Here is a 13,263-nt window from a genome sequence, read left to right on the forward strand (position 1 = left end):
AGCAGGCTGCCAGTCCGGGGTATAAATCATAATTGGCACTGGCTTTACAAGCACCCTGTTGAGTTCTCAAAGAACAACCACACACCGATCAGCAGCTCCACATCCGTGGAACCCCGTTTCGGGGCAACCGCTCAAACCTACTTGGTCGAACTTTCATTGTCAACCTCGTATTTGAGGCGATCAATCTGGTTCGTCCGGACCCACGTTGACGCACGCCGTATCCGGCGGTCGTTACTCTCGTGGGAAGCCGCAGACCGGCCGATCGCCGCTGCGCGGCTCTCCGCCCGGCTCCTGCCGGCTTCAGAACTCTACCCGGTCGGCTTCGCGTCCGCAACCCCGTCTCCGAGGTGTTTCGCACCGCCCGATCTCAGTCTCGCTCGGCGTCTCCGCCACGAGCCTGGCGCCCGTTCTCGGCCGGTTTGTCCGGCCTCCCTCGTGCAGAGAGAAAGTTACGCGGCCGGCCGGGAGAAGGCAAATCAGGGTTCATCACTGGTTCGGGTCACGTCGACCGGCGCGCTCTCCACCGTGGTCGGCGACGCGGCACGTGTCGGCGTGCCAGAGTGTCAGTCATGGATGAGTCCGGGCTGAAAACCGCGGTGTTCGCCGAGGAAGCACTGCTCGGCATCCTCCTGCCGTTCTGGCAACTGGTGATCGGCGCGGTCGTACTGGTGGTCCTGGTCTTCTCGGTCGGACGACTGGCCCGCCGCGGCAGGTCCCGGATGACCACGGCCCTGCTGGTCACCGCCGCGGTGATCGCCGGGCTTGCGACGATCGGCGTCCTGCTCGAGGGCTGAGTCTCAGAGCCGGCGGTTGGCGAGGCTCGGCAGCTCGGCCCGGATCATCGAGAGCCGGTCAAGGTCCAGATCGGCGACGGCGACCCCCGGCCCGTCGGGCAGCTGGGTCAGGACCGTCCCCCACGGGTCGACCACCATGCTGCGCCCGAAGCAGGTGCGGCCCGGCTCGTGGTCACCGGTCTGACCCGCCGCCGCCACGAAGCACTGGTTCTCGATCGCCCTGGCCCGGAGCAGGATCTCCCAGTGGTCCCGCCCGGTGTGCATCATGAACGCCGCCGGCACCACCAGGAGCTGGGCGCCGCCCTCGGTGGCGAGCCGTCGGTACAGCTCCGGGAAGCGCAGGTCGTAGCAGATCGAGAGCCCGACCCGGAGGCCTTCCACGTCCACCACGACAGGTTGGGCACCGGGCGCGACGGTCTCCGACTCCCGGTAGGAGACCCGACCGGGGATCTCCACGTCGTACAGGTGGATTTTGCGGTAGCTCGCGGCCAGGCTGCCGGCGCGGTCGAAGACCAGCGAGGTGTTCCAGGTGTGCGCGGGGTCCGGGCCGGCTTCGTGGAACGACCCGGCCAGCACCCACATCCCCAGCCGCCGTGCCACCCCGGCGAAGAAGCTGCCCACCTCGCCGTCGACCGGCTCCGGCTCCGGCAGACCGGCCTCCGGGCCGAGATAGTCGACGTACTCGGGAAGGATGGCGAGGTCCGCGCCGCCGTCGGCGGCGCGTTCCAGCAGCAGCTCCGCGGCGGCCAGGTTGGCCTTGCGGTCGTCCCGGGCGTTGAGCTGGCAGACGGCGACGCGCATGAGAGAAGAGTACGACCGGACCGGCCGGTGTGGACAGCCTCAGATGCTGGCCAGCACGAGAGCCCCCGCCGCGAACCCGAGGCCGGCGATCTGAACCGGCCGCAGCCGTTCGCGGTCGACGGCGAGCGCCAGCAGTACCGTGCTGGCGGGGTAGAGCGCGGCGATCGCCGCCACGATGCTGAGGTGCCCTCGCGCGGCAGCGGCCAGGAAGAGCGCGTTGGCGGCGCTGTCGAGCAGACCGGCGACGGCCGCCCAGCCCAGCGACCGCCGTCCGACTCGCAGTCGCACACCCGTGCCGGCGGCGAGGAGCAGGCCGAACGCGATCGAACTGGCCCGTACCGCCGCCACCGGCCACATGCCCGCGCTCTCGCTGGCCTGACCGAGCAGGGTGAAGAAGACGCCGAAGAGCGCGCCGGCCGCGAGGGCGAGCCCCACCAGTCGGGCCGGGACCGTCGGGCGGCCACCGCCCTCGCCGAGGCTGACCAGGGCGATCGCCACCACCGCGAGGCCGGCGCCGGTGAGCGCCGGGGCGCCGGGGAAGGTGGTGGTGAACAGGCCGGCGACGATCGGCACCACGGCGGCGGTGATCGCGGTGACCGGTGCCACCACGGCCATCATCCCGCCGGCGAGCGCTCGGTAGAGCAGCACGACGCCGCCCGCGCCCGCCGTCCCCGCGAGCAGTCCCCAGGCGATGTCGGCGACCGTCGGTGACCCCGGCACCAGGAGCACCAGAGCGACCAGCAGCGGGACGCTCAGCAGCTGGGAGACCACGGTCACCGCGATGGGGTCGGCGCGGCGGGACGCCTTGCCGCCGGAGAAGTCGGCGGTGCCGAACGCGACTGCGGACACCGCTGCCAGGAGAATGGGGAACATGCCACTGTCGTACCACAATAGTAACCGTGAAGGATAGTTTGATGACCGACGCAGGTGGCCGTGTCAGTGCGGTGACGGCCGCGGTGGCCCGGCAGGTACGGGAGCTGCGCGCCGCACGGGGCTGGTCGTTCGAGGAGTTGGCCGGCCGGTCCGGCGTGAGCAAGGCGATGCTCGTACAGATCGAGAGCGCACGCACCAACCCCAGCGTCGGCACGCTGTGCCGGGTCGCCGACGCGTTCGGCGTCAACATCGCGCGGCTGCTCGAGCCCGACGAGGAGCAGACCGTGCGGATCAGCTCCACGGTCGAGGCGCCAGTACTCTGGCGGGGCGAGCACGGCGGCACCGCCCACCTGCTCAGCGGGCTCGGCGAACCCGACCTCGTCGAGCTGTGGGACTGGCGGCTCGAACCCGGAGAACGACACCGCTCCGCCGACCATCCCCGGGGCACCCGGGAGGTCCTGCACGTGCTCGCCGGGGCGGTGGTCGTCCGGGTGGACGGGCAGGATCACGCCGTACGGGCCGGGGACACGATCGAGTTCCACGCCGACCGGGAGCACGGCTACCGCAACGACGCCGACGAACCGGCTCGGCTGATGATGGTGACGGTCACCCCGTCGGGTGAGTGGGACCGCCGGACACGGTCACGCCGACCGCGTCAGTGACGGACGGCCGGCGTGACGCGGGGAGGATCAGGCCGACTTCTCCTCGCGGTCCCGCCGGGCCCGACGCCCGGTGAACTCACGCGGAACGATCGTCGGGTTGACGTTCTCCAGGACGACCTCGCGGGTGATCAACACCCGGGCGGCGTCCGGGTTGCTCGGCACCTCGTACATCGCGGAGAGCAGGACCTCCTCGATGATGGCCCGCAGACCGCGGGCGCCGGTGCCCCGCAGCATCGCCTGGTCGGCGATGGCCTCCAGCGCCGGCTCGTCGAACTCCAGCTCGACGCCGTCCAGCTCGAACAGGCGCTGGTACTGCCGGACGAGAGCGTTGCGCGGCTCGGTGAGGATGCGCACCAGGGCGCTGCGGTCCAGGCTGCGCACGTTGGTGATCACGGGAAGCCGCCCGACGAACTCGGGGATGAGCCCGAACTTGAGCATGTCCTCCGGCATGACCTGGCTGAAGATGTCGTCGGTCGACCGCTCGGACACCGACCGCAGCCGGGCGCCGAAGCCGGTGCCACCCTGCCCGGTGCGGGACTCGATGATCTGGTCGAGGCCGGCGAACGCGCCACCGCAGATGAACAGCACGTTCGTGGTGTCGATCTGGATGAACTCCTGGTGCGGGTGCTTGCGACCGCCCTGCGGCGGGACGTTGGCGACCGTGCCCTCCAACATCTTGAGCAGGGCCTGCTGCACACCCTCGCCGGAGACGTCGCGGGTGATCGACGGGTTCTCCGACTTACGGGCGATCTTGTCGACCTCGTCGATGTAGATGATGCCGGTCTCGGCGCGCTTGATGTCGTAGTCGGCGGCCTGGATCAGCTTGAGGAGGATGTTCTCCACGTCCTCGCCCACGTAGCCCGCCTCGGTCAGCGCCGTGGCGTCGGCGATGGCGAACGGGACGTTCAGCATCCGGGCGAGGGTCTGCGCCAGGTGGGTCTTGCCGCACCCCGTCGGGCCGAGCAGCAGGATGTTGGACTTGGCCAGCTCGACGGCGTCACTGCCGGAGCCCGGCGCGTTGGCCGCCTCTGCCTGGATGCGCTTGTAGTGGTTGTAGACCGCGACGGCGAGCGCCTTCTTGGCCTGGTCCTGCCCCACGACGTAGTTGTCGAGGAACTGGCAGATCTCCATCGGCTTGGGAAGCTCTTCCCACTTCACCTCGCCGGACTCGGCCAGCTCCTCTTCGATGATCTCGTTACAGAGATCGATGCACTCGTCGCAGATGTAGACCCCTGGGCCCGCGATGAGCTTCTTGACCTGCTTCTGCGACTTACCGCAGAAGGAGCATTTCAGTAGGTCGCCGCCGTCACCGATCCGTGCCACCTACGTTCTCCCTGCACTCATCGGCCGGAGACCCGGCCCTGACCTGCGGACGCTGCGCGCCGCCCGGCTTGGTTCGCTTCGCTGGCCCGACCGGCGAAGCGGTACGGACCCGACGTTACCCGCTGGCGGGGCATTCTCCGACCCCCAAAACGGGTGTGTCAGAGGCCGGCCGGGAACTTCACGCCCCGGCCAACCTCTGACCCGGTACAGCTCAGCTGGCGGAGTGGGTCGCCAGCAGACCCTTCTTGCGGCTGGTCAGAATCGTGTCCACCAGCCCGTACTCCTTGGACTCCTCGGCCGTCATGATCTTGTCACGGTCGATGTCCTTGCGGACCTGCTCGATCGGGCGGTTGCAGTGGCGGGACAACATGTCCTCCAACTGCGTCCGCATCCGCAGGATCTCCCGGGCCTGGATCTCGATGTCCGAGCCCTGCCCGTAGCCGCCCTCGGTGGCCGGCTGGTGGATGATGATCCGCGAGTTCGGCAGCGCCATCCGCTTACCCGGGGTGCCCGCCGACAGCAGCACGGCCGCGGCGCTGGCCGCCTGCCCGAGGCAGACCGTCTGGATGTCGGGGCGGACGTACTGCATGGTGTCGTAGATCGCCGTCATCGCGGTGAAGGAGCCACCCGGCGAGTTGATGTACATGATGATGTCGCGGTCCGGGTCGGTGCCCTCCAGCGTGAGCAGCTGGGCCATCACGTCGTTGGCCGACGCGTCGTCCACCTGGACACCGAGGAAGATGATCCGGTCCTCGAAGAGCTTGTTGTACGGGTTCGACTCCTTGACCCCGTACGACGTGCGCTCGACGAACGACGGCAGCACGTAACGGTTGTGCACGGCCGCGAACTGGGGCGGCAGGCTCAGGTCGGTCATCGTCAGCTCCTCAGCTCAGGGTCCCGGCGCCATCCGGAACCTGAGCGGCCCCGATGATCACCTTGTCGATGAAGCCGTAGTCCATGGCCTCCTGGGCGGTGAACCAACGGTCCCGGTCCGAGTCCGCCTCGATCTGCGACTGGTCTTGGCCGGTGTGGTGCGCGACCCGCTCCTGGAACATCCGCTTCGTGTAGAGCATCTGCTCCGCCTGGATGGCGATGTCGGACGCCGTGCCGCCCAGGCCACCGGACGGCTGGTGCATCATGATCCGGGCGTGCGGCAGGGCGTAACGCTTGCCCTTGGTGCCCGCGCAGAGCAGCAGCTGACCCATCGAGGCAGCCATGCCCATCGCCACGGTCGACACGTCGTTGTCGATGAACTGCATGGTGTCGTAGATCGCCATGCCCGAGTAGACCGAGCCACCCGGCGAGTTGATCCACAGGTTGATGTCGCGGTCCGGGTCCTCCGCGGCGAGCAGCAGCAGCTGCGCGCAGATGCGGTTGGCGACCTGGTCGGTCACCTCACTGCCCAGGAAGATGATGCGTTCCTTGAGCAACCGGTTGTAGACCGAGTCGTCGAGGTTGCCAATGGAGTCGCCACCGCGCGCGTCAATCGCCCGGAGCGACTTCTTGGGGATGTGCATGTCGGTCATGGCAGCCCTTCGCTCTCCGTACCGTCTTTCCCGACACTAACCGCTGTGCGGGGCGGCAGAGTCCCGGTCGGGGCACTGTTCGCTCTCAGCGCAGCTGTGTCGGGCACCCGCGGCGCGGGCCTTCCGGGCGTACCCCGGCAGCGCTCAACTCCGGGCGTACCCGGCAGCGCTCAACTCCGGGTGTCCCCGGAAAGGGTTTGGCCGCCGTGCACCGCGCAGCGGCGGACGGCGGCCGCACCCGACGATCAGTGCTCGTGGTTGTGCTCGGCCTCGTTGGCGGCGCGCAGCGCGTCCAGGGTGACCGGGTTGCCGGCCGAGTCCTTGATCGTGATGCGCTCCATGACGGCCGCGAGCGCCTTGCCGCGCCGGACGTCACCGAAGACCGCGGCGGCGGCGCCGGAGCGCACCAACTGGTCGTAGTACTGCTGCGGGGCCATCCCGGCGCGCTGCGCCCGGTGCACGATCTCGTGCCCGAACTCGTCGTCGGAGACCTGCACGTCCTCCGCGTCGGCCAGCGTGTCGAGCAGGAGCTGCACCTTGACGCCCTCGGTGGCCGCCTCGGTCAGCTCGGCGTCGATCTGCTCCTCGGTCTTCTCCTCGGCCGCCAGGTATTCCTCCAGGGAGGCGCCGATCCGCTCGAGCTGGTCGACCATCGCCTGCTTGCGGCTGGCGACCTCCTCGCGCACGACGCCCTCCGGCGCCGGCACCTCGGCGGTCTCGACCAGCTGCGCCAGCGCCTTGTCGCGGGCGGCGTAGATCTGCTCGACCTGCTTGCCCTGGGTGACCCGGGACCGCAGGTCGCCGCGCAGCTCCTCGATCGTGTCGAACTCGCTGGCCATCTGCGCGAACTCGTCGTTCAGCTCCGGCAGCTCCTTCTCCTTGACCGTGCGCACGGTCACCGCCACGTCGGCGTCGCGGCCGGCGAAGTCGCCGCCCACGAGCTGGGTGGTGAAGGTGGTGCTGTCGCCGGCGGCGAGGCCGACGACGGCCTCGTCCAGGCCCGGCAGGAGCTGCTTGCTGCCCACCTCGTGGGAGATGTTGCTGGCCTGACCGCCCGGCACGTCCTCGCCGTCGACGGTCGCGTTCAGGTCGATCTGCACGTAGTCGCCCTCGGCGGCGGCCCGCTCGACCGTCTTGAGGGTGGCGAACCGCTCCCGCAGGTTCTTGACCTGCTCGTCGATCTCGCTGTCGTCGATCTGCAGCTCGTCGACGGTCACCTCGATGGTGGACGCGTCCGGGATGGTGATCTCCGGACGGACGTCGACCTCGGCGGTGAAGTTCAGCGAGTCACCGTCGTTGAACTCGGTGATCTCGACCTCGGGACGCCCCAGCGTCTTCAGGTCGTGCTCGCGTACCGCCGCCATGATGTTCTCCGGGATGGCCTCCTGGACCGCCTCGTTGAGGACGGTGCCCCGGCCCACCCGCTGGTCGATCACCGCGGTCGGCACCTTGCCCCGGCGGAAGCCCGGGACCTGGACCTGCGAACCGATCTCCCGGTACGCCTTCTTGAGGCTCGGCTCGAGCTCGACGAACGGCACCTCGATGGCGAGCCGCACGCGCGTCGGGCTCAGAGTCTCGACGGTGCTCTTCACAGGCGTACTCCTTGACGGATCTGGGTTTGATTCTGGGCCTTCGATTGGCCCATCGAGTGTAGGCGAGCCGGCGGGGCCGGCTCGCAGCGCCCGGGGAGACCGGACGCGGACGACAGTCGGGGTGGCGGGATTTGAACCCACGGCCCCTCGCTCCCAAAGCGAGTGCGCTACCAAGCTGCGCCACACCCCGTGGCGACGTGCAGTCTATGCCGTCGCCGCGCCTCCGGCAGTGCCGGGGCGTCCGCCACCCGGACAGATCTGCCCATCTCACCCCTTAGACCCTTCAAGATCCGCGCGACTTTGGGGCCCGCCGCCCGCCGCGCCCGCCGCAGGATCCGCGCAACATCGGGGAAACTGCGGCTTCCCGGGGTGCGGATGCCACGACTTCGGTGATGTTGTGCGGATCTTGGAAGGCGCCACGCGGCGTCGCGACGACCCGACGCCACGGGGGCGGTGGCGCGGTCGCGCGCCCAGGACCGGCATTGGGTACGCTGTCGGCGCGCCCCGTTGCGGCGGGGCCGAGCGCGGGCGTAGCTCAATGGCAGAGCTTCAGTCTTCCAAACTGACGGTGCGGGTTCGATTCCCGTCGCCCGCTCCACCCACGAAGCCCAGGCTCAGCGGCACCTTCGCTGAGCCTGGGCTTTTCCCCGTTCAGTCTTCGACGCGTTCCAGGACGACCACGGGAATCTCGCGGGTGATCCCCTGCTGGTAGGTGGCGTACTCCGACCTGGCCGACACCATCAGACGCCACAGGCGCGGACGCTCCCGCGTGGTGGCGGTGCGCGCCCGGGCGGTGAAGGTCTCCGTACCGACCTGCACGGTGACGTACGGGTCGGCGAGCAGGTTGAGATACCACGCCGGGTGGTGCTCCGCGCCACGGTTCGAGGCGGCCAGCACGTAGCCGTCGCCATCGCGTTCGTACACGAGCGCGGTGCGGCGCAGCTCGCCGGTTCTTCGGCCACGGGTCGTCAGGAGCAGGTCGCGCACGCCTGGCCGTGGTCTGCCTCCGGTCTCCTCGAAACGGCGGATGTGCTCGGCGACCCAGGTGTTCGGGCTGTCGTGGACCTCGGGCATCACACCTCCCGGACACTCAGGGCGGACCGGTGGTGGCGGGGCGCCTCGATTTCGTCGACCAGCGCTATCGCGAAGTCCGGGTAGCTGATCCGGCTGGCCGGGTCACCGTGCTCGGCGACCCGATAGCCGCCGGTACGGGTGCCGTCGTGGTCAAAGTCGCCGGCCGGGGCCACGTACGCCCAGTCGAGATCGCAGGTCCGCAGCTCGTCGAGGCCCGCCGCGTGGCCCAGGTAGAAGGAGCGGTACCCGTCGGGGTAGCCGGGCTCGTCCATCAGGGCGACGCCGGACGCCCCGGGCATGATCGACGCGAGGCCCACCACCACCAGGCGACGTACGCCCGCCTCGGCCAGGCCGGCGGCCAGGGCGCGGGACGACGTCGTGAAGAAGTCGCGCGGTGGCCGGGACAGGTCCACGGCGGCACTGATCGCGGCGTCCTGCCCGGCGGCGGCGCGCGCGATGCTCGCGGCGTCCGTGACGTCGCCCGCCACCACGTGCGCCTCGCCCAGGTCGCCGTGGGCCGCCGGGTCACGCACCACGGCGGTGACCCGATGGCCGCGTCGACGTGCCTCGGCGACGGCCCGCCGCCCGGCCCGGCCACCCGCGCCGAAGATCACGATGTTCATGGCGGACGCCTCTCACCAGGGCCGGAGCCCGTACGCCCGGCCGGTTCGCCGACGCTATCGCCGGGCCTGGTTACCGCCGGGATACCAGCTATCGTCAGGCCATGAGGCAACCCCTGCCCGCCGACATGTTCGACGAGCTGTGCCCCTCCTCGCTCAATCCGATCCGGTTCGGTGACAAGTGGGCGGCGCTCATCATCCGCTGCCTGGAAGACGGGCCTCGCCGATTCTCCGAGCTGCGCGTGCCGCTGCGCCGCGTCACACCCAAGGTCCTCACCCAGTCGCTGCGCTCCCTCGAACGGGACGGGCTGGTCAGCCGCACCGTCCACGCCGGAGCGGCCGCGCACGTCGAGTACGAGCTGACGCCGGTGGGCCGCAGCATGCTCGAACCGATCGCGGTCGCCTGCGCCTGGGTGGCGCAGCACTGGGACGAGCTGCTCGACGCCCGCGAGTCGTACGACACCGGCACAGCGGCGCGGTGACCGGCGCCCGTCCCGCGCGGGCAGGACAGGCGCCGGTCGCCCCGGTAGCGGGTCAGCTCGTCGGCACCAGGAGGTAGGCCCGGCGCGCGCGATCACCGCCCTCGGCGCAGTCGACGGGGCAGGCGAGGCCCACGATGACGCCGTCGTCGTTGATGTCCTCGGCGGAGCGCAGCGTCACCGTCGGAGGAAGGTTCCGCACCCGGGTGTTCAGGTCGACCATCCGGCCGCCCTGCCACAGGAACGCCCGCTCGTTGTAGAAGTCGGGGCTGCTGGTCCGGGCGATGCCCACCACCTGGCCGGTCTCGTTCACGGCCCGCGCCTCGGAGTAGTTGCCACCGAGGGAACCGAGGTCGCGGATGGTGCCGTTACGCCAGAGCGTCGCCCGCAGCTCGCCGGTGGTGTTCTGCGAGATACCGACGACCTGACCCCGGTCGTTGATGTCCCGGGCGTACGTGGACTCCGTGACACCGCCCAGCGTGCCGAGGTCCGTCAGCGCCCCACCGGAGTAGACGAAGGCGTGCAGGCCGCCGCTCGGGACAGCGGCGCCGCCGACGACATGCCCGGACGAGTTCACGCCGTAGGCGATGCTGTCCGTCCCCCACGGGCCGGCCTGGCCGCCGAGCGTGCCCAGGTCGATGACCGTGCCGTTGCGCCAGACGACCGCCCGGGTGGGCGCTCCCTGCTTCTCGAACCGGCTGCCCACCACCAGGCCGTCGTCGTTGACGTCGTTCGCCGAGCTTCCGCTGCCCGCGCCGTGACCGGTGCCGAGGTCGGTCATCACCCCGTCGGCGTACCGGAAGGCGTGCGGAGGCTCCGTCGCGTTGACGTGGGTGGCCCCGACGACGACGCCCCGCTCGTTGATGCCCGTCGCGGAACTCGCGCCGTACGGTCCGGTGTACAGGGCGCCCAGGTCGCTCATCACCCCACCGGCCGAGGCGAACGCGTGGAAGTTGTAGACACCGTCGATCGTGGAGACGCCCACCACGGTACGGGCGTCGTTGAGGGCGTAGCCGTCGCTGGTGGGCGGCTCCCCCGTGCTCGGCACACCGAGCGTTCCCAGGTCCACGAACGTGTACGTGGGCAGCGCCGTGGCTGCCGACGCGACGCCCGGCGCGGTCGTCAGACCGGTGGTCAGCACGATCAGGAAGGCCAGACTTCTCCGTAGTCGACTCATCGACGGTCCCCTCGTTGGCAACGGATCAGGGAATGATGTCCGTCGACGTAGCCGGATGACCTTACGTCGCCCTTACCGATCAGAGACCTTGACATGTGTCGATCGTTGCACTGGTGTAAGGACCACACGCATCGACGTCCGTCACAGGAGGGCACATGATCGTCCGACGACGGTGGACGGCTGCCGCCACCACAGCGATCCTGATCAGCGCGGCGCTGTCCCATCCCGGCACCGCGACGGCGGCACCCGTCGCCGACACCGCCCCGATCACCCTGGCCGCCACCGAGACCGCTCTGGTCCGGGTGCGGTTGCGCGATCAGGCCCAGCTCGACAGGCTCGTCGCCACCGGCGTCGACCTCGCCAACCGGCCCCGGGCACGGGATGGCCGGATCCTCGCCGACCTGGTGTTGACCGGCGCGCAGCTCACCGACCTCACCGCCTGGGGCGCCACCGCCACCCAGGTCGTGCAGCGGGCCGGCGACGGCAGCCGGCACTTCGCCGACAGTGTCCGCGCGGCGCGGGCGCGTACCGCCGCCGGGCTCGGCGCACCGGTCGCCGGCCAGCGGACGACCGCCGCCGTCGGGGTCGACACCCTCGCGGTCCAGCAGGCGTACTGGTGGACCACCGGCGGGCAGACGTTCCTGCAGGCGCAGGTGGCCACCACCGCCACCGACGACCCGGACGTGGAGATCACCGTCAGCTGGCGGACCGCGGACGGCGTCACCGGTTCGTTCCCGCTCTACCGGTTCGAGGACTCGGGGGAATACCAGTACCACTACAACGTCCCCCAGCCGGTGCCGAGCCGACCGGTCCAGCTGACCGCCACGTCCAGCCTCGGCGGCGTCAGTCGGGCCGTCACCCCGACGCTGTGGCCGAACGCCACCCCGCCGCCGCTGCCGGCCGGCTACCAGAAGGACTTCATCGACGCGTACCTGACGCCGGTGGACATCCAGGCGCGGATCAAGCGACTGGCCCGCCAGTACCGGGACCTGGTCGACGTCATCGACCTGCCGAACAAGACCCAGGGGTACCGCCGGAACGCCGTCGCGTACCTGGGCGACCCGGCGGTCGCCGCCGTGGTCGTGGAGTCGGTCCGCTTCGGCGACCAGGGCCTGAACGGCGTGCAGGTGCGCACCGTCGACCCGGGCCGACCCAACCGACCGCTGACCGTCGGCTACCGCGACCGTGTCCTCACGGTCACGCTCGCCACCGACGCCGCGGGCAAGACGGTGAGCACCACCGACGACGTCGCGGCGGCCGTGAACGCCCGCCAGGCGAACCGGTTCCGGGCCACCGTCGAGGACGGCTCGACCGGGCTGCCGATGCCCGTCGCCGGTCCGGCCCGCCTCGACGACGGGCTCCAGGGCACCGAGGTGCCGGCGAAGCCCTGGACGGTGCAGGCCCTGCGTCTCGGCGTACACCGGGACGGGTCCCGGATCGGCGTGCTGGCGTACTCCCAGGAACACGCCCGGGAGTGGGCCACGCCGCTGGTGACGCTGGAGTTCGCCGAGCGCATGCTGGCGAACGCGCGTACCGACCCGGCGACCCGTGAGCTGCTGGAGCAGGTCGACGTGTTCGTCATCCCGACGGTCAACCCGGACGGCGCGAACTACTCGTTCAACGACTACAACTTCCAGCGCAAGAACCTGGTCAACCACTGCGAGGGACCGGCACGGGACCCGAAGTACCGCACCTCCTGGGGCGTCGACGTGAACCGGAACTACACCGTCGGGTCGTACTTCGACGGGTACGTGGGCGCAAGCGCGAACTGCCTCTCCGGCAACTACGCCGGTACGGCGGAGCTGTCCGAGGCGGAGAGCGGCAACGTCATCGCGCTGGCCAAGGCCCATCCCAACATCAGGTTCGCGATGAACGTGCACTCCTACGGCGGGTACTTCATGTGGCCGCCGGGCGCGTACCGGGCCGACGGGCGGATCACCCTGCCCCGGCCGTCGATCGACGAGTCGACGCTGTTCCTCGACAGCGCCCGGCGGATCGTCGGCGCGATCGCGCAGGAGCGTGGCACGGTCACCTGGCCGTCGCAGACCGGCCCGGTCGCCGACGTGCTCTACTCCGCCGCCGGCAACTCGGCCGACCAGCTCTACTACGAGCTGGGCATCTTCGCCTGGGACTTCGAGGTCGGCAACGACCGCTGGAACCCGGCCACCGGCGAGTGGGAGGGCGTCGGTTTCCAGCCGCCGTTCGACGAGGCGCACGGCGAGTCCCAGGAGTACGCGGGCGGCCTGGTCGAACTGGTCCGGGTGGCCCGCGACCACGCCGCCGCCGAGGCCGCCACCGGCTGACCCGCTCCCGGTTGACCCGAACGACGGACGCTCCGGCCG

Annotated in this window: 13 protein-coding genes and 2 tRNA genes; 5 read left to right on the forward strand and 10 right to left on the reverse strand. The window is 70.2% G+C overall.

The window, feature by feature from the left end; translation table 11 throughout:
• Positions 1-569: 569 nt before the first annotated feature.
• On the forward strand, positions 570-794 hold the full coding sequence (locus AB0I89_RS29770) for a hypothetical protein (RefSeq protein WP_357133531.1): 225 nt from the start codon (positions 570-572) through the stop codon (positions 792-794).
• A 3-nt stretch (positions 795-797) separates the two neighbouring features.
• On the opposite strand, the gene AB0I89_RS29775 is transcribed toward AB0I89_RS29770, so the two are convergent.
• Positions 798-1,595, reverse strand: a complete 798-nt coding sequence (locus tag AB0I89_RS29775) for a carbon-nitrogen hydrolase family protein (RefSeq protein ID WP_357133533.1) — start codon at positions 1,593-1,595, stop codon at positions 798-800.
• 39 nt (positions 1,596-1,634) lie between these two features.
• Positions 1,635-2,468 carry a DMT family transporter gene (locus AB0I89_RS29780; protein ID WP_357133535.1) on the reverse strand — a complete coding sequence of 278 codons (834 nt, stop codon included), beginning with the start codon at positions 2,466-2,468 and terminating at the stop codon, positions 1,635-1,637.
• 41 nt (positions 2,469-2,509) lie between these two features.
• Between AB0I89_RS29780 and AB0I89_RS29785 the strand changes: the two genes are divergently transcribed.
• The gene (locus tag AB0I89_RS29785; RefSeq protein ID WP_357133537.1) at positions 2,510-3,130 is read left to right on the forward strand and encodes an XRE family transcriptional regulator; all 621 of its coding nucleotides are present in this window, start codon (positions 2,510-2,512) and stop codon (positions 3,128-3,130) included.
• A gap of 27 nt (positions 3,131-3,157) precedes the next feature.
• On the opposite strand, the gene clpX is transcribed toward AB0I89_RS29785, so the two are convergent.
• From clpX to AB0I89_RS29810, 5 genes are all read right to left on the reverse strand, one after another.
• On the reverse strand, positions 3,158-4,453 hold the full coding sequence (clpX, locus tag AB0I89_RS29790) for an ATP-dependent Clp protease ATP-binding subunit ClpX (RefSeq protein WP_145779357.1): 1,296 nt from the start codon (positions 4,451-4,453) through the stop codon (positions 3,158-3,160).
• 211 nt (positions 4,454-4,664) lie between these two features.
• The gene (locus AB0I89_RS29795; RefSeq protein ID WP_357133539.1) at positions 4,665-5,327 is read right to left on the reverse strand and encodes an ATP-dependent Clp protease proteolytic subunit; all 663 of its coding nucleotides are present in this window, start codon (positions 5,325-5,327) and stop codon (positions 4,665-4,667) included.
• 10 nt (positions 5,328-5,337) lie between these two features.
• Positions 5,338-5,979 carry an ATP-dependent Clp protease proteolytic subunit gene (locus tag AB0I89_RS29800; protein WP_088988027.1) on the reverse strand — a complete coding sequence of 214 codons (642 nt, stop codon included), beginning with the start codon at positions 5,977-5,979 and terminating at the stop codon, positions 5,338-5,340.
• Positions 5,980-6,224: 245 nt separating this feature from the next.
• Entirely contained in the window at positions 6,225-7,571 is a 1,347-nt protein-coding gene (gene tig, locus AB0I89_RS29805; protein WP_355052307.1) for a trigger factor, read from the reverse strand.
• 116 nt (positions 7,572-7,687) lie between these two features.
• Positions 7,688-7,761, reverse strand: a tRNA-Pro gene (locus AB0I89_RS29810).
• Positions 7,762-8,095: 334 nt separating this feature from the next.
• Between AB0I89_RS29810 and AB0I89_RS29815 the strand changes: the two genes are divergently transcribed.
• Positions 8,096-8,169 (forward strand) — tRNA-Gly (locus AB0I89_RS29815).
• A 53-nt stretch (positions 8,170-8,222) separates the two neighbouring features.
• Here the strand turns inward: AB0I89_RS29815 and AB0I89_RS29820 are convergent.
• Both AB0I89_RS29820 and AB0I89_RS29825 read right to left on the reverse strand, forming a co-directional pair.
• Positions 8,223-8,645, reverse strand: a complete 423-nt coding sequence (locus tag AB0I89_RS29820; protein ID WP_357133542.1) for a nitroreductase family deazaflavin-dependent oxidoreductase — start codon at positions 8,643-8,645, stop codon at positions 8,223-8,225.
• Complete coding sequence (locus tag AB0I89_RS29825) at positions 8,645-9,268, reverse strand: NAD(P)H-binding protein (RefSeq protein WP_357133544.1); 624 nt, start codon at positions 9,266-9,268, stop codon at positions 8,645-8,647. The genes AB0I89_RS29820 and AB0I89_RS29825 overlap by 1 nt, the downstream gene beginning before the upstream one ends.
• A gap of 101 nt (positions 9,269-9,369) precedes the next feature.
• Between AB0I89_RS29825 and AB0I89_RS29830 the strand changes: the two genes are divergently transcribed.
• The gene (locus tag AB0I89_RS29830; RefSeq protein WP_357133546.1) at positions 9,370-9,747 is read left to right on the forward strand and encodes a helix-turn-helix domain-containing protein; all 378 of its coding nucleotides are present in this window, start codon (positions 9,370-9,372) and stop codon (positions 9,745-9,747) included.
• A 52-nt stretch (positions 9,748-9,799) separates the two neighbouring features.
• On the opposite strand, the gene AB0I89_RS29835 is transcribed toward AB0I89_RS29830, so the two are convergent.
• Positions 9,800-10,921, reverse strand: a complete 1,122-nt coding sequence (locus tag AB0I89_RS29835) for a hypothetical protein (protein ID WP_357133548.1) — start codon at positions 10,919-10,921, stop codon at positions 9,800-9,802.
• Positions 10,922-11,076: 155 nt separating this feature from the next.
• On the opposite strand from AB0I89_RS29835, the gene AB0I89_RS29840 reads away from it, so the two are divergent.
• Positions 11,077-13,224: a M14 family zinc carboxypeptidase gene (locus AB0I89_RS29840; protein ID WP_357133550.1), complete on the forward strand. Its 2,148-nt coding sequence runs from the start codon at positions 11,077-11,079 to the stop codon at positions 13,222-13,224.
• The last annotated feature ends 39 nt before the right edge of the window (positions 13,225-13,263 follow it).

The organism is Micromonospora sp. NPDC049801 (assembly GCF_040656575.1).
GTDB lineage: Bacteria > Actinomycetota > Actinomycetes > Mycobacteriales > Micromonosporaceae > Micromonospora.

What these genes read in the sequence shown, in the direction of transcription:
- AB0I89_RS29770 (WP_357133531.1), top strand. Translation starts at nt 570, where the DNA reads ATGGATGAGTCCGGGCTGAAAACCGCGGTGTTCGCCGAGGAAGCACTG.
- AB0I89_RS29775 (WP_357133533.1), bottom strand. Translation starts at nt 1,595, where the DNA reads ATGCGCGTCGCCGTCTGCCAGCTCAACGCCCGGGACGACCGCAAGGCC.
- AB0I89_RS29780 (WP_357133535.1), bottom strand. Translation starts at nt 2,468, where the DNA reads ATGTTCCCCATTCTCCTGGCAGCGGTGTCCGCAGTCGCGTTCGGCACC.
- AB0I89_RS29785 (WP_357133537.1), top strand. Translation starts at nt 2,510, where the DNA reads ATGACCGACGCAGGTGGCCGTGTCAGTGCGGTGACGGCCGCGGTGGCC.
- AB0I89_RS29795 (WP_357133539.1), bottom strand. Translation starts at nt 5,327, where the DNA reads ATGACCGACCTGAGCCTGCCGCCCCAGTTCGCGGCCGTGCACAACCGT.
- AB0I89_RS29800 (WP_088988027.1), bottom strand. Translation starts at nt 5,979, where the DNA reads ATGACCGACATGCACATCCCCAAGAAGTCGCTCCGGGCGATTGACGCG.
- AB0I89_RS29820 (WP_357133542.1), bottom strand. Translation starts at nt 8,645, where the DNA reads ATGCCCGAGGTCCACGACAGCCCGAACACCTGGGTCGCCGAGCACATC.
- AB0I89_RS29825 (WP_357133544.1), bottom strand. Translation starts at nt 9,268, where the DNA reads ATGAACATCGTGATCTTCGGCGCGGGTGGCCGGGCCGGGCGGCGGGCC.
- AB0I89_RS29830 (WP_357133546.1), top strand. Translation starts at nt 9,370, where the DNA reads ATGAGGCAACCCCTGCCCGCCGACATGTTCGACGAGCTGTGCCCCTCC.
- AB0I89_RS29835 (WP_357133548.1), bottom strand. Translation starts at nt 10,921, where the DNA reads ATGAGTCGACTACGGAGAAGTCTGGCCTTCCTGATCGTGCTGACCACC.
- AB0I89_RS29840 (WP_357133550.1), top strand. Translation starts at nt 11,077, where the DNA reads ATGATCGTCCGACGACGGTGGACGGCTGCCGCCACCACAGCGATCCTG.